Raw genomic sequence first — 13,490 nt, 5'->3', positions numbered from 1 at the left:
TCCTTAAAATGTCAGCAATTTTTCCGCTTGATTCAGCTTGGTTATCAACGAAGTGCGGTCAATTTTTTTTGCGGATATAATCAAATTGTCTTCCGTTATACCTAATTTCTCAAGAGAATCTTGGCAAATAAAGCGTTGCTCAATTTCATACAAATCCAGTAACTTGAATGTACGAATGAAATCTTTCTGCAACAAAAACGCCGGTTGCTGCCCCTTTACTAAATTAAAAACGCCATCATTAATAAAAAAGACACCGATATCTTGTTCATCACAAAAAGCCGTTGCCGCAAGCAAAGCATCAAGCCCTTCTCGTGAAACGGATGAGCCATGCGGTGCAGAATGAAATAAGAAAGCGATCTTCATAATGTTATCAGCCTATCTGCTTTTAATGTTGCCGCAATAAACTCACCCAATCCTGAAATAATAAAACCTTCGGCCAAATTAAAATGCGCCGCTTGTTTTGCCGTTGTTGCGTCCACCACGCCACGACGTTGCGAAGCAGCCACACACAGGTGCAAAGAGACGCCATACTTCTGAGAAAACGCCTGCCAAGATTGCGTTAAATTTACTTCATCATTGGCGGGATAAACAAAGGCATTGCCGTTGCTCACACCGTCCTGAAAGAAAAAAATCTGTGTGACGATATGTCCTTTTTTAATTAGGGATTCCGCAAGTTGATAAGCAAGATAAGCCCCTTGCTTACCATAAACCGGACTTTTTACTGCAAGAACATAGTTCATTATTCTTGATCTTGTTTAATTTGACGAATATAGAGATAAACGGTATGACGAGAAATATTCAAACGTTCTGCCACCAAATTGATCGCATCTTTAATATCAAAAATGCCCTTTTCATATAATGAAGTCACAATTTGGCGATTTTTATTATTATTTGCCAGCGTGCGATCCACATTGACCTCTTCAATTGTTTTCTCAATCGTTTGAGATACCAATTCTTCAACGGAACTTGCAAAATTAACCGAAGATTCATCACTCTCAACAACGGGCATAAAAGCTTGAATAAATTGAGAAACCGGCGCATCTAGATTGATATTGATACAAAGCAACCCTATCATTCGTTGATTTTTATTACGAATTGCGATAGTAACCGATTTCATCAGCACATTGCCCTTTGCCCTAGTAAAATAAGGCTTAGAGACGCTTTCACTTTGCATATTACGTAATGAACGTAAGGCTAAATCAGTGATAGGTGAACCTACTTGGCGGTTGGTATTATGACCGTTTGCAATACAAATCGCCGAATGTTCGATGTCTTCTAAGGAATGTAAAACAATTTCACAATGCTCACCTATGAGCGCACTAACCCCGTCAACCACTGCTTTGTAAGAATTTAGAATCGTGCGATCTTCATCTGTGAAAATGTGTTTGTCATATAACATGAATAGGTTCCAAATCTATGCTAAAAATAACCGCACTTTGTGTGCCAGAGAAAAAATAACATTATAATGTAGCAGTTGCACAAAGAGAATTTATGTCCAATATTTAATTTGTCATGAGCTTTACGTAAGCACCATTTCATCTACTGGTGCGTTACGGCTTCGCCTGCACCCTACAGTGATTTGTGCAACTGATAGATAATAATACCGAAAAATAATAAAGCACAAACCAAAGCCTGTGCTTTTATCAAACGGATTAATTTTTTGCTTTCGGATTCACATCTAACACTTCAACTTCAAAATAAAGCGTGGAACTTGGCGGAATAGAAGCACCGGCGCCTTGTTTACCATAGGCCAACTCGGGCGGAAGTACTAATTCGATTTTGCCGCCTTTTTTCACTAATTGAAGTCCTTCCGTCCATCCTTTTACCACTTGATCCAAACGAAATTCCGCAGGTTGCCCACGCTCAACGGAACTATCAAACACTTTGCCGTTTGGTAGCTTACCGGTGTAATGTACTTTGACCGTATCCGTAGGTTTAATGACGTCGCCTTTCCCCGCTTCAATAACGCGGTATAACAAGCCTGATTGTGTTGTTTTTACACCTTCTTTTTTCACAAAATCCGCACGATATTTATCGCCTTCATCTTGCGCTTTTTGAGCAATTTCTTTAACTCTTGCTTGCTCACGCACAATCATTTTTTGCTCAAATTGTTCTAACGTTTTCGCTAGCTCGCCGATTTTTTCTTCATTTAATTTACCGCTTAACACATCTGAAACCGCTTTATTGACTTGGGTTTCATTTAATTTAACCTCGCCTTGATCCGCCATTAATTTTGCTTGCGTGATCGAATAAGCAGCCAACGCATAAGAAACATCGTCATTAAATTTTTTATCCGCTTTATCATCAGCCAAAACACTTCCGGAAACGACCGCACTTACCACAAACGCAACCAATGATAATTTTTGAATTTTTAACATTTTTATTAATCCTTTATATATAATAGAAATACGTTGGATAGATTAAATCGGATTTAACCTATTCTCAACTTTTTTTTAAAATTTAGAGAAAAATTATGCAAATTCAACAAGTGTTAGAAAATCGCATTGCCGAACTTGAAACAAAGGTAACATTTCAAGAACAACTTTTAGAGGAATTAAACCAAGCATTAGTTCAACAACAATTTGATATGGATAAGATGCAAATGCAATTGCGTTACATTGTAAGTAAATTAAAAGACGTTCAACCTTCAAACATTGCAAGCCAAGCGGAAGAAACACCACCGCCGCATTACTAATAAATGAGAAACCGGCATCTTTTATTTTCGGCTCATCAACTCACGCCCTAAATCGTTATATAGTGAATCAAATTAAGTGAATAGAAAGCCGCAAGCCGAAGACAGTACAAGTAGCACAGCGAGGTGCAGCAATTATCGCCAACGTTTTGAAATTTAATTCACTATAAAATCGACCGCACTTTACTGCACGACCATTACACCAATACAGCCCATATCCGCCAACATTAAATTGGATGAGCCGAAAATGAAAGGGTAGGTGTTTGAAGAAAGCCGGTCAAAGCGCACTAGAATTTGCGTTTTGCCTCGTACCCACACTGTATCTTTCCACGCCACTTCACTTTCTTTTGATGCGCCGTTTTCATCGCTTTCAACAATAAATTTCGCACCTTGAAGACTAAAACCGACGGGTAAAGAAGCGCTCAAAGTCCAGCGTTCTACCGTTCCTTGTTTTGCCACCACATCTACTCGGCGAGGATCAAAACGCTTTTGGTTAATCAACCCATTGGATACATCTAAGACAAATTCCCGCTCTTGCACCACATTTGCTGCTTTGAGCATTGAAACGGCATCCGTGTCAAACTGAACATTCATTTTTTGTGCAAATGCGGAAAGTGCGCCTTGAGGACGCAATTCAAGCACGGTGTTATCTGCCAGCTCCGCAGAAGAGGAAAAGATATTTTTGATTTTGTCGAAAACACCACGTTTATGTCCGGCAATGAGCGAAACCCCATCTCCTTCATTTAGATCAATCAAAATTTCCGTACGCTCTCCCGGTGCCAATACAAAGGATTTCACAATCTTACCCTGTGGAAGAAAGCCTAAATCTTTGGCAATAACGGTTATGTCTTGATCGTTATCCAAACGTAAATCATAGGCTCGTGCCAAAGAGGCATTTACCAAACGCAAACGCACCCAGCCGCGCGGCACATCCAAATAAGGGGCTTCCACCCCATTTACCAGCAATCGGTTACCTACAAAGTGCGGTTGATTTTGTTTGAATAATTGCAAGCCGTCACCATTCAAATCCATATCTTGCAGAATTAACGGAATATCATCTACGCCATATTTTCGAGGGAGAGGCGATTTCAGGCTTAGCTCATCGTCAATTAACCACATTCCCACTAGTCCGCGATAAGTTTGATAAGCGGAATTTGCCAATGTTGCCGAACGATACCAACAAGTTGCAGCGGGTTGATCAATCGGCACAATCGGCGCCCAAGACTCGTCTTTTTTCAGCACTCGGGCGGCACCGCCGAATAATTCACCGGAAGCCTGTAAACCTTGAATGGAAAGCGAAACGTGCTGCGGTAGGTTATTGTGATAGTTCAGTTTTGCAAAGCTGCCTGATTTAATCTTGATCGTCGGGCCTAAATAATTGCCGTTAAAGCCCCACACGCTCACTTGGTGCTTTCCGTCCAACTTATAGCCCATCTCTTCCATCGTCAAAATAATCGGGCGACCACGGCGCACTTCAATTAAAGGCGGTATAACCAATTGAGGACGCGAAGCCGCCATTAAAGGTATCGGTATGGCGGCAAGTGCGGTCGAAATTACCGTTGTTTTTAATAATTGACGGCGGGAAAGTTTAGGCATTTCGGCTTTCCCCGGAAGCTTTTTCGATAGAAGCTTGCGCGACCTCCGCATCTAATTCCGCAATGCGTTTTTCCATCAAATCATGACAATACGCTGCTAAATCACGCACCGTTTCTTTAGTGTAACCGCTTGTATCAATAGGCTGCATCATTTCACAAATGACTTTACCATTGTTCCAACGATTCAAATTAATTTTATTATGTGTTGTTGAACATACCACCGGAATAATCGGTACGCCAGCTGCCACTGCCGCATAAAACGCACCGGTTTTAAAAGGCAATAAACCGCGCCCGCGACTGCGTGTTCCCTCCGGAAACATCCAAATAGAAAGGTTATCTTTATTAATACGTTCTGCTAACTGTGTCATCGTGCCGTGTGCTTTAGAGCGATTTTCACGATCAAGAAAAATATTCCCCGTTACCCAATATAAAATCCCGAAGAACGGTACCCAAATCAGGCTTTTTTTCCCCACGCTCACCGTCCGTGGCAACACCATATAAGAAATCGTTACCATATCGTAGTTATTTTGGTGGTTGCCGATATAAATCGCACGTCCAAGATTTTCTTTATTTTCAGGAAAGCGGTGTTCCACCTGCAATCCGAAAAGCGGATATAAACGCCCGAACCAACGTGCCATCACTCCCACATTGCTCGGATTTTTAAAGCGAATAAAAGAATAAATCGTGCCAAGCACACAAATGAGAATACAGCAAATCGTTACAATAATAATTCGAGCCAGTTTTAACATATCAATACCTATAATAAAATTTCGCCGAAGTATAGCAAATAAGAGGGAATTTTGTGCTAACCTAGACAAAAATTTACGGAAATTTTATGAAAAAAACCTATTTTATTTCAGATCTTCACCTCAGTGAAACACAGCCGGAATTGACCGCACTTTTCTTGGATTTTATGCAAAATCTCGCGCCAAACGCCGAGCGTGTTTATATTCTTGGCGATTTATTCGATTTTTGGATTGGCGATGATGAGCAATCAACATTAATCGAACAGGTGAAGCTTGCGATAAAAAATATCACTAAAAAAGGCGTACTTTGCTATTTTATTCACGGCAATCGGGATTTTTTGATTGGCAAGCGTTTCGCCCAAGAAACCGGCATCACATTGCTGCCCGATTACCAATTGATCGATCTTTATGGCACGCCAACCCTACTTTGCCACGGCGATACCCTCTGCACGGACGATGTAAAATACCAACAATTTCGTCAAAAAGTGCATCAAAAATGGCGTCAGTGGTTCTTCTTGCATTTACCATTAAAAGTGCGGTTAAAAATCGCCGAGAAAATTCGCGCAAAAAGCAAACGGGATAAAATGAGTAAATCAAGTGAGATAATGGATGTCAATCTCCCCTTTACATTAGAAACGATGCATCAATTTAATGCTCCGTTATTGATTCATGGGCACACTCATCGTGAAGCGATTCATCAATATGAAAACCAAAAACGCATTGTACTTGGTGATTGGAAAATCGATTATGCTTCTATATTGATTGCTGAAGAAAATGGGGAATATTATTTTCTGAAATGACTCCGGTTGTAGCACTTGCCCAAATGATTGTAGGGTGCGTTACGCAAAGCTCAACGCCCCTACCGAATAAATATCTCTTTGTGCAACTGATACATCCTAATAATTCACACAAAGTGCGATTGAAAATTCAATCAATTTTTCAACCGCTCTTTATAACTTTATCATCTATCAAATAGCCTTTATTTCTTTTTCAAACTAAAAAGCCTCACGTAGTATTCCTAGCAAATAGCGTTATGAACTTACACGGGAGAATTTTATGTCGCAATTTACTATTCACACTATTGAAAGTGCGCCTGAAGGTGCAAAAGAAGCATTAAGTGCGGTTAAAAACGCCAATGGATTTATTCCGAACTTAATCGGCGTACTTGCTAACGCACCAACCGCATTAGAAACCTATCGCACGGTTGGCGGGATTAACGGTAGAAACAGCCTTACGGCAACCGAACGTGAAGTGGTGCAAATTACGGCTGCCGTAGTAAACGGTTGCGGTTTCTGTGTTGCAGGACACACAAAAATTGCGTTAAAAGTATTAAATTTGGAAGAAGAATTGGTAAACCAAATTCGTGCAACGGCACGTATTGAAAGCGCTCATAAGCTTGATACGTTGGCACGTTTTACGCTTGCCGTCATACTCCAAAAAGCCAAACTGACAGCAGTGCAATTACAAACTTTCTTTGAGGCGGGATACACGCAAGAAAATGCGATTGATGTGATTCTCGGGGTAAGCCTTGCCACCTTATGCAACTATGTAAACAACATTGCAGAAACACCGATTAATCCTGAATTACAGCCTTTCGCTTAATCCAATAGCTATACGGCAAAGTAGAAACTTTGCCGTTTCAGGAGAAAGTTTCTTCTCTTTCATTTTTAAAAAACTCAATGAAATTAGCGATATAAAATTCTATATCCTCACTATCATAACCTAATAATTCGCCTATTTTTCTCTCTATCGAAGGGTTAAATTTCATACTTCCTTCCTCTAACAAAGAAACCAGACAATCCACGTCACCAGAATAGCCGCTTTTATAGATTATATAGCATTCTAATCTAGGCTAACCGTTTTAAGGTTAAATGTCCCCTTTTCTATATATGGCGAAAAAACTTCCGGAATTCCATAATCAGAGAAAAAAGCGATATATTTTTTTGCCCCTTTAACATTAATTCCAACTATTTTCCTTCATGCGGACCAAGAACACCCATTGTTGTATTCACCTTCTTTCATTACTTAGCGTTATTATGATAAAACGAGTCATCAATTTGACAAGTAAATTTATTCTACCAAACCATAGCGCAAACGTTTTCGTTTTTAGCGTTTTCCTTTATAATGACGCGTAATTTTCATTTCTATCCAGACTCAAAGGAAATCCTTATGTTTCAAATTTTCCGTGGCTCTCCTGCCCTTTCTGAATTCCGTATCAATGGTTTAATGCAAAAGTTTCGACAAAATGCTGTGCCGGTGCAATCCGTCTACGCCGAATACGTACATTTTGTGGAACTCAATACGCCACTTTCCACTGAGCAAGAAAGTAAACTGAAAGCCCTACTTCACTACGGACCGACACTCACAGAGCACGAAGCAAAAGGTGAAACTTTCATTGTGATTCCTCGTATCGGTACGATTTCTTCTTGGTCGTCAAAAGCGACTGATATCGCACATAACTGTGGCTTAAAGGCAGTAGCTCGTATTGAACGGGGTTTGGCGTATTATTTCGAATTTAACCAAAAATTAGATGAAAAAACACAAGAAAAATTAACCGCACTTTTACACGACAGAATGATGGAAACCGTCATTCGTGATGCTAAAGAGGCGGAAATTTTATTCCGTCATCAATCCCCGAAACCTTTCACCACTGTCGATATTTTAGGCGGCGGTCGCAAAGCGTTAGAAACGGCAAATATTGAATTGGGCCTTGCGTTGGCAGAGGACGAAATTGATTATTTGGTGGAAAATTTTACCGCACTTGGGCGTAATCCGAACGATATTGAACTTTATATGTTCGCCCAAGCCAACTCCGAACATTGTCGTCACAAAATCTTTAATGCAGACTGGGTTATTGATGGTGAAAAACAAGATAAATCTTTGTTCAAAATGATCAAAAATACGTTTGAGAAAACCCCTGATTTCGTGCTTTCCGCCTATAAAGATAATGCGGCGGTGATGGAAGGCTCAAAAGTCGGTCGTTTCTTTGCTGATCAAGACGGGCAATATCGTTACCACAACGAAGATACTCACATTTTAATGAAGGTCGAAACCCACAACCACCCCACTGCGATTTCTCCATTCCCGGGGGCGGCGACAGGTTCCGGCGGAGAAATTCGTGATGAGGGTGCAACCGGTCGTGGGGCAAAACCCAAAGCAGGCTTAACCGGCTTTTCCGTATCAAATTTAGTGATTCCAAATTTTGAACAACCCTGGGAAAATCCGCTTTCTAAACCCAATCGAATTGCCTCCGCATTAGATATTATGCTTGAAGGTCCACTCGGCGGTGCCGCTTTCAACAATGAATTCGGTCGCCCTGCATTACTGGGTTATTTCCGTACTTATGAAGAGAAAGTAAACAGCTTCAACGGTGAAGAAGTACGTGGCTACCACAAACCGATTATGCTGGCGGGCGGTATTGGTAATATTCGTGCCGGACACGTACAAAAAGGTGAAATTCCGGTCGGTGCGAAACTGATCGTATTAGGCGGTCCGGCAATGAATATCGGTTTAGGTGGCGGTGCCGCTTCTTCAATGGACAGCGGCAAATCCAAAGAAGATTTGGATTTCGCCTCGGTTCAACGTGAAAACCCTGAAATGGAACGCCGTTGCCAAGAAGTGATCGACCGTTGTTGGCAACTTGGTGATGACAACCCGATTTTATTCATTCACGATGTGGGCGCAGGCGGTTTATCCAACGCTATGCCGGAATTGGTACATGATGGCGAACGTGGCGGTAAATTCGATTTACGTTCTATTCTTTGTGATGAAAAAGGAATGTCACCGCTCGAAATTTGGTGTAACGAATCGCAAGAACGCTATGTCCTTGCTGTTGCACCGGAAAAACTCGAATTATTCACCACGCTTTGTGAACGTGAACGCGCACCGTTTGCGGTGATCGGTGAAGCAACCGAAGAAAAACATTTAACCTTACATGATGACCATTTTGACAATAACCCGATTGATTTACCGATGAACGTATTACTCGGTAAAACGCCGAAAATGACCCGTAACGTGCAATCAAGTGCGGTCAAAAATTCCCCTGTTTTACAAGACGGCATCGAATTAAAAGAAGCCCTTCACCGCGTGTTACGTTTACCTGTCGTAGCGGAAAAAACCTTCTTAATTACTATCGGCGACCGCTCGGTAACCGGTATGGTAGCGCGCGATCAAATGGTAGGACCATGGCAGATTCCGGTGTCTGATGTGGCGGTAACCACGGCAAGCCTTGATAGCTATCACGGCGAAGCAATGGCAATGGGAGAACGTGCACCTGTCGCATTACTCGATTTCGGTGCATCGGCACGTTTGGCTGTCGCAGAATCCATCACGAACATTGCCGCGGCAAATATCGGCGATATTAAACGTATCAAACTTTCCGCAAACTGGATGTCCGCCGCAGGACACGGCGGTGAAGATGCAGGTCTTTACGAAGCGGTGAAAGCCGTGGGCGAAGAACTTTGCCCGGCACTCGGACTTACCATTCCGGTGGGTAAAGATTCGATGTCGATGAAAACCACGTGGATTGACAATGGCGAGAAAAAAACCGTAACGGCTCCGCTTTCCTTGGTTATCAGTGCATTTGCCCGTGTCGAAGATGTGCGTAAAACCGTCACCCCGCAACTTCGCACCGATAAAGGCTTATCCCGTTTATTATTAATTGATTTAGGCGAAGGAAAAAATCGCCTTGGTGCGACCGCACTTGCACAAGTTTACAAACAACTCGGCGATAAACCTGCCGATGTCGTGAATGTAAACGCCTTGAAAAACTTCTTCAATGCGATGCAAGCCCTCGTAGCGGAAGGTAAATTATTGGCTTACCACGACCGTTCGGACGGCGGTTTAATTGCCACTTTAACCGAAATGGCATTTGCCGGTAACTGTGGCTTGGAGGTAGATATTTCGGCTCTGGGCGATAACGATCTTGCCGTGTTATTCAGTGAAGAGCTCGGTGCGGTAATTCAAGTGGCGGAAAGCGAATTAAGCTCGGTACGCGAAATCTTAAAAATGCACGATTTACTGTCTCTCACACACGAAATCGGTACTGCCACCGGCGATGATCGTATTGAAATCGCACGTGGAAACAAAAAATTACTTAGTGAAAAACGTTCTGAATTACGTGGTATTTGGGCAGAACTCACTCACCAAATGCAACGATTACGTGATAACCCTGAATGTGCCGATCAAGAATTTGAAGCGAAAAAAGATCCGGCAAACAAAGGCTTATCCGCATTCTTAACTTACAATCCGAATGAAGATATCGCCGCCCCTTACATCGCCAAAGGTGTGAAGCCTAAAGTCGCCGTATTACGTGAACAAGGGGTAAACAGCCACGTAGAAATGGCTGCAGCATTTGATCGTGCAGGCTTTGCCGCAATTGATGTTCATATGAGCGACTTAATGGCTGGGCGTTACAATTTAAACGACTTTAACGCGATGGTCGCTTGTGGCGGTTTCTCTTACGGAGACGTACTCGGCGCGGGTGGCGGTTGGGCAAAATCAATTTTGTTCAACCCACAATTACGCGATCAATTCAGCCAATTCTTCGCCAATGAAAACACCCTTTCATTGGGCGTGTGTAACGGCTGTCAATTTATCTCAACCCTTGCCGAAATTATCCCCGGTGCAGAAAACTGGCCACGTTTCGTTCGCAACAAATCCGAACGTTTTGAAGCAAGGGCTGCAATGGTGAAAATCAATGATACCAACTCCTTATGGTTCCAAGGTATGGCAGGTTCACATATGCCGATTGCCGTATCTCACGGAGAAGGTCGCGTAGAATTTAAAACACCGGAAAATTTGACCGCACTTCAAGCCCAAAACCTGATTGTCGCACAATACATCGATAGCCATTTGAACGTAACCGAAACCTATCCGGCAAACCCAAATGGTTCCGTTTTAGGCATCACTGCAATCACTAACGCAGACGGGCGCATCGCCGCCATGATGCCACATCCGGAACGCGTATTCCGAGCCGTAAGCAACTCTTGGTATCCGGAAGATTGGAGCGAAGACGGTGCCTGGATGCGGTTGTTTAGAAATGCGAGAGTAGCGCTGGAGTCGTGATAAGCATAGCTAAAAAGCAACAGCCAAAAGGTTGTTGCTTTTTTATTTTTCCCCTTCGCCTTGACAATAATTTTTTAGGAAATGATGTACTCGTTCGGTATTCTTACCAAAAGCCCGACAATGCGGGCAGATGAGTAAATGGGTTTTAAGACGAATTTTCTGATAAACCGACAAAGGCCGCTCATAAGATAATGAAATAAATTGAGTCGCTTGTTTACATTGCATCATTTTCACCATTAAACCAATTTTTTGACAAACAAACTTGTAGCTGTAATCTGGCACGATAAAGTAACACATTGAGATTCGTAATCGAGATATTGCATTCTTGACAAATCTCTCGAGCGGATAGACCGATATAATTACGCATCATAAAAACACGGGCTTGCTGAGAAGTCAGTTTATTTAAACAAAGATGGAAAATCGCCCAAAATTCACTTTTATAAACGGCTGATTGCGCGCCACCCCAATCTGAAACCGCCTCATTTTTATGCCAATGCCCCTGTTGATCAAAAAAATGCTCAACGTCTTGCTCCTCAACCAATTCCGATACTGTAATCAACTGATTTTTTCGCTTCAAAGCATCAATAATCTTATTTTTAAGAATCGCAAATATCCACGTTTTCAGTGCCGCTTTCCCTCGGAAGGTATCAGCATATTTATAAGCGGATTCAAAGGCTTCTTGAACTATATCTTCTGCCAAACTCCGGTCAGAGAGTTGTAATACAGTAAATTTAAGCATTTGTAGCCGTATTTCATCAATTTCTTTATTTGAGAGACTGTACATTTCACTTTTTAATTTTTTTGTAAGAATTTTAAATGATTTCAGTCAAAAGAGAACCATTTTTATAAAAAGGAAAAAAACAATGCTAAAGCAATCTGACGTAACCCCTGAGACGATTTTTAAACAAAGACGCAAAATTATCACCGCACTTGGGCTTGGAATGGCGGGCGCATTATTGCCGAAAACCCACTTTGCCAATGTTCCTATAAATTCAACATCCCTCAATACTTTGGAACTAACTCCCGAAGAGAAAGTGATCGGTTACAATAATTTTTATGAATTCGGTGTAGATAAAGGCTCTCCTGCCCGCTATGCCAAAGCATTTAAGACCAACCCCTGGCAACTTGAAATTAGCGGTGAAGTCGAGCAACCTTTTACCCTCGACTACGCAGCCCTAACCAACACCTTTCCCCTAGAAGAACGTATTTATCGCTTTCGTTGCGTTGAGGCTTGGTCAATGGTCATTCCTTGGCAGGGATTTGAACTGGCCCGCTTAATTGAAAAAGCAAAGCCGACTTCCAAAGCCAAATATGTTGTTTTCCATACCCTGTTTGATCCCGAACAAATGCCGGGGCAAAAAAACCACTTTTTCGGCGGTGGGATTGATTACCCTTATGTGGAAGCCTTGCGTTTAGACGAGGCGCTAAACTCATTAACATTACTGGCAACAGGTTTATACGGCAAGCCCCTACTACCGCAAAATGGCGCGCCAATCCGGCTGGTTGTGCCGTGGAAATATGGCTTTAAAAGTATCAAGTCCATCGTTAAAATTACTTTCTCGGAAAACCGCCCATTAACCACTTGGGAAAAACTCGCTCCTAACGAATACGGTTTTTACGCTAATGTAAATCCGAATGTAGATCATCCCCGTTGGTCTCAATCATCTGAAAGGGTTATCGGCAGTGGTGGACTGTTATCGGTCAAACGACAACCCACGTTAATGTTCAACGGCTACGAAAAAGAAGTCGCTCATTTATACACAGGTTTAGATCTAGGGAAAAATTTCTAATGCTACGTTTTTGGCGAATATTCATTCATTTATCCTGTATCAGTCCCGCAATATGGCTGGGTTACGTCCTTAGCGATGACGCTCCTAACCTACTCGGCAGCGATCCGATTAAAGAAATTGAACATTTTCTCGGTTACACCGCAATCATTATTTTTTGCGTGATGTTTTTTGTCGGCATTATCTTGCAATTACTGCAAAAAAATCAGTATCAAATTTTACGCCGACCACTCGGACTATGGGCTTTTGTTTGGGCAGCCTTACATATCACCGGCTATTTTACGTTGGAATTAGGGCTAGATATAAATCTGTTTTTCAGTGAGCTATTTACTCGCCCCTATTTGCTCCTGGGTTTTATCGCCTTTGCCATTTTAACCTTAATGGCAATCACATCATTACCTTCACTAAAACGGAAATTAGGGCAAAAATGGTTTAAAATTCACCAATTGGCTTATCTTGCCATTGGACTTGCGGCAGTACATTATTATTGGTCGGTAAAAAGCGTTACACTTGCACCGATTATTATCGGTGTTTGCGTGCTGATTATTTTGATATGGAAGTGCCTTTCGTCCAAATTTATTCGTTAACATTGTAAGGTGCGTTA

15 protein-coding genes are annotated in these 13,490 nt (G+C 42.0%); 6 read left to right on the top strand and 9 right to left on the bottom strand.

The genetic code is table 11. The annotated features are described in order from the left end of the window. Positions 1 to 3: 3 nt before the first annotated feature. The 4 genes from tusC to IHV77_RS07345 all read right to left on the bottom strand — a co-directional run bounded on the left by tusC (position 4) and on the right by IHV77_RS07345 (position 2,378). The gene (gene tusC / locus IHV77_RS07360) at positions 4 to 363 is read right to left on the bottom strand and encodes a sulfurtransferase complex subunit TusC (protein WP_194811352.1); all 360 of its coding nucleotides are present in this window, start codon (positions 361 to 363) and stop codon (positions 4 to 6) included. Then, on the bottom strand, positions 360 to 740 hold the full coding sequence (gene tusD, locus IHV77_RS07355; RefSeq protein ID WP_194811351.1) for a sulfurtransferase complex subunit TusD: 381 nt from the start codon (positions 738 to 740) through the stop codon (positions 360 to 362). Before tusD ends, tusC begins: the two co-directional genes overlap by 4 nt. Next, positions 740 to 1,399, bottom strand: coding sequence for a helix-turn-helix transcriptional regulator (locus IHV77_RS07350; RefSeq protein WP_194811350.1), 660 nt, complete (start codon positions 1,397 to 1,399; stop codon positions 740 to 742). Before IHV77_RS07350 ends, tusD begins: the two co-directional genes overlap by 1 nt. A 253-nt stretch (positions 1,400 to 1,652) precedes the next feature. Beyond that, complete coding sequence (locus IHV77_RS07345) at positions 1,653 to 2,378, bottom strand: FKBP-type peptidyl-prolyl cis-trans isomerase (RefSeq protein ID WP_194811349.1); 726 nt, start codon at positions 2,376 to 2,378, stop codon at positions 1,653 to 1,655. A 95-nt stretch (positions 2,379 to 2,473) separates the two neighbouring features. Between IHV77_RS07345 and IHV77_RS07340 the strand changes: the two genes are divergently transcribed. Continuing rightward, a complete protein-coding gene (locus IHV77_RS07340; RefSeq protein WP_194811348.1) occupies positions 2,474 to 2,695 on the top strand; it encodes a SlyX family protein in 222 nt (73 codons plus the stop codon). Between the two features lie 180 nt (positions 2,696 to 2,875). Here IHV77_RS07340 and IHV77_RS07335 read toward each other — a convergent pair whose 3' ends face one another. Next, the gene (locus IHV77_RS07335) at positions 2,876 to 4,288 is read right to left on the bottom strand and encodes a multicopper oxidase domain-containing protein (protein WP_194811347.1); all 1,413 of its coding nucleotides are present in this window, start codon (positions 4,286 to 4,288) and stop codon (positions 2,876 to 2,878) included. After that, positions 4,281 to 5,036, bottom strand: coding sequence for a 1-acylglycerol-3-phosphate O-acyltransferase (locus IHV77_RS07330; RefSeq protein WP_194811346.1), 756 nt, complete (start codon positions 5,034 to 5,036; stop codon positions 4,281 to 4,283). Before IHV77_RS07330 ends, IHV77_RS07335 begins: the two co-directional genes overlap by 8 nt. An 86-nt stretch (positions 5,037 to 5,122) precedes the next feature. Between IHV77_RS07330 and lpxH the strand changes: the two genes are divergently transcribed. Then, positions 5,123 to 5,833 (top strand): UDP-2,3-diacylglucosamine diphosphatase, encoded by a 711-nt coding sequence (gene lpxH, locus IHV77_RS07325; protein WP_194811345.1) that lies wholly within the window; start codon positions 5,123 to 5,125, stop codon positions 5,831 to 5,833. Positions 5,834 to 6,089: 256 nt separating this feature from the next. Continuing rightward, a complete protein-coding gene (locus tag IHV77_RS07320; RefSeq protein WP_194811344.1) occupies positions 6,090 to 6,635 on the top strand; it encodes a carboxymuconolactone decarboxylase family protein in 546 nt (181 codons plus the stop codon). Positions 6,636 to 6,672: 37 nt separating this feature from the next. Here IHV77_RS07320 and IHV77_RS11955 read toward each other — a convergent pair whose 3' ends face one another. After that, positions 6,673 to 6,801: a hypothetical protein gene (locus IHV77_RS11955; protein ID WP_269902537.1), complete on the bottom strand. Its 129-nt coding sequence runs from the start codon at positions 6,799 to 6,801 to the stop codon at positions 6,673 to 6,675. Between the two features lie 401 nt (positions 6,802 to 7,202). Between IHV77_RS11955 and purL the strand changes: the two genes are divergently transcribed. Beyond that, positions 7,203 to 11,099 (top strand): phosphoribosylformylglycinamidine synthase, encoded by a 3,897-nt coding sequence (gene purL, locus IHV77_RS07310; protein ID WP_194811343.1) that lies wholly within the window; start codon positions 7,203 to 7,205, stop codon positions 11,097 to 11,099. A gap of 42 nt (positions 11,100 to 11,141) precedes the next feature. Here purL and IHV77_RS12100 read toward each other — a convergent pair whose 3' ends face one another. Both IHV77_RS12100 and IHV77_RS07305 read right to left on the bottom strand, forming a co-directional pair. Further along, a complete protein-coding gene (locus IHV77_RS12100) occupies positions 11,142 to 11,324 on the bottom strand; it encodes a zf-HC2 domain-containing protein (RefSeq protein WP_456300212.1) in 183 nt (60 codons plus the stop codon). After that, positions 11,314 to 11,838: a sigma-70 family RNA polymerase sigma factor gene (locus IHV77_RS07305; protein ID WP_232842166.1), complete on the bottom strand. Its 525-nt coding sequence runs from the start codon at positions 11,836 to 11,838 to the stop codon at positions 11,314 to 11,316. Before IHV77_RS07305 ends, IHV77_RS12100 begins: the two co-directional genes overlap by 11 nt. Positions 11,839 to 11,962: 124 nt before the next feature. On the opposite strand from IHV77_RS07305, the gene msrP reads away from it, so the two are divergent. Together msrP and IHV77_RS07295 are read left to right on the top strand one after the other, a co-directional pair. Beyond that, positions 11,963 to 12,889, top strand: a complete 927-nt coding sequence (gene msrP / locus IHV77_RS07300; protein ID WP_194811341.1) for a protein-methionine-sulfoxide reductase catalytic subunit MsrP — start codon at positions 11,963 to 11,965, stop codon at positions 12,887 to 12,889. Next, positions 12,889 to 13,473 (top strand): protein-methionine-sulfoxide reductase heme-binding subunit MsrQ, encoded by a 585-nt coding sequence (locus tag IHV77_RS07295; RefSeq protein ID WP_194811340.1) that lies wholly within the window; start codon positions 12,889 to 12,891, stop codon positions 13,471 to 13,473. The genes msrP and IHV77_RS07295 overlap by 1 nt, the downstream gene beginning before the upstream one ends. Positions 13,474 to 13,490: the final 17 nt, after the last annotated feature.

The organism is Rodentibacter haemolyticus, assembly GCF_015356115.1.
In the GTDB taxonomy this organism is placed as follows: Bacteria; Pseudomonadota; Gammaproteobacteria; order Enterobacterales; family Pasteurellaceae; genus Rodentibacter; species Rodentibacter haemolyticus.
The sequence above is the reverse complement of the archived record's forward strand: the minus strand, read 5'-3'. Positions and strand labels throughout refer to the sequence as shown.

What these genes read in the sequence shown, in the direction of transcription:
- tusD (WP_194811351.1), bottom strand. Translation starts at nt 740, where the DNA reads ATGAACTATGTTCTTGCAGTAAAAAGTCCGGTTTATGGTAAGCAAGGG.
- tusC (WP_194811352.1), bottom strand. Translation starts at nt 363, where the DNA reads ATGAAGATCGCTTTCTTATTTCATTCTGCACCGCATGGCTCATCCGTT.
- IHV77_RS11955 (WP_269902537.1), bottom strand. Translation starts at nt 6,801, where the DNA reads ATGAAATTTAACCCTTCGATAGAGAGAAAAATAGGCGAATTATTAGGT.
- IHV77_RS07350 (WP_194811350.1), bottom strand. Translation starts at nt 1,399, where the DNA reads ATGTTATATGACAAACACATTTTCACAGATGAAGATCGCACGATTCTA.
- IHV77_RS07340 (WP_194811348.1), top strand. Translation starts at nt 2,474, where the DNA reads ATGCAAATTCAACAAGTGTTAGAAAATCGCATTGCCGAACTTGAAACA.
- IHV77_RS07320 (WP_194811344.1), top strand. Translation starts at nt 6,090, where the DNA reads ATGTCGCAATTTACTATTCACACTATTGAAAGTGCGCCTGAAGGTGCA.
- IHV77_RS07345 (WP_194811349.1), bottom strand. Translation starts at nt 2,378, where the DNA reads ATGTTAAAAATTCAAAAATTATCATTGGTTGCGTTTGTGGTAAGTGCG.
- IHV77_RS07335 (WP_194811347.1), bottom strand. Translation starts at nt 4,288, where the DNA reads ATGCCTAAACTTTCCCGCCGTCAATTATTAAAAACAACGGTAATTTCG.
- lpxH (WP_194811345.1), top strand. Translation starts at nt 5,123, where the DNA reads ATGAAAAAAACCTATTTTATTTCAGATCTTCACCTCAGTGAAACACAG.
- msrP (WP_194811341.1), top strand. Translation starts at nt 11,963, where the DNA reads ATGCTAAAGCAATCTGACGTAACCCCTGAGACGATTTTTAAACAAAGA.
- IHV77_RS12100 (WP_456300212.1), bottom strand. Translation starts at nt 11,324, where the DNA reads ATGCAATGTAAACAAGCGACTCAATTTATTTCATTATCTTATGAGCGG.
- IHV77_RS07305 (WP_232842166.1), bottom strand. Translation starts at nt 11,838, where the DNA reads ATGCTTAAATTTACTGTATTACAACTCTCTGACCGGAGTTTGGCAGAA.
- IHV77_RS07330 (WP_194811346.1), bottom strand. Translation starts at nt 5,036, where the DNA reads ATGTTAAAACTGGCTCGAATTATTATTGTAACGATTTGCTGTATTCTC.
- purL (WP_194811343.1), top strand. Translation starts at nt 7,203, where the DNA reads ATGTTTCAAATTTTCCGTGGCTCTCCTGCCCTTTCTGAATTCCGTATC.
- IHV77_RS07295 (WP_194811340.1), top strand. Translation starts at nt 12,889, where the DNA reads ATGCTACGTTTTTGGCGAATATTCATTCATTTATCCTGTATCAGTCCC.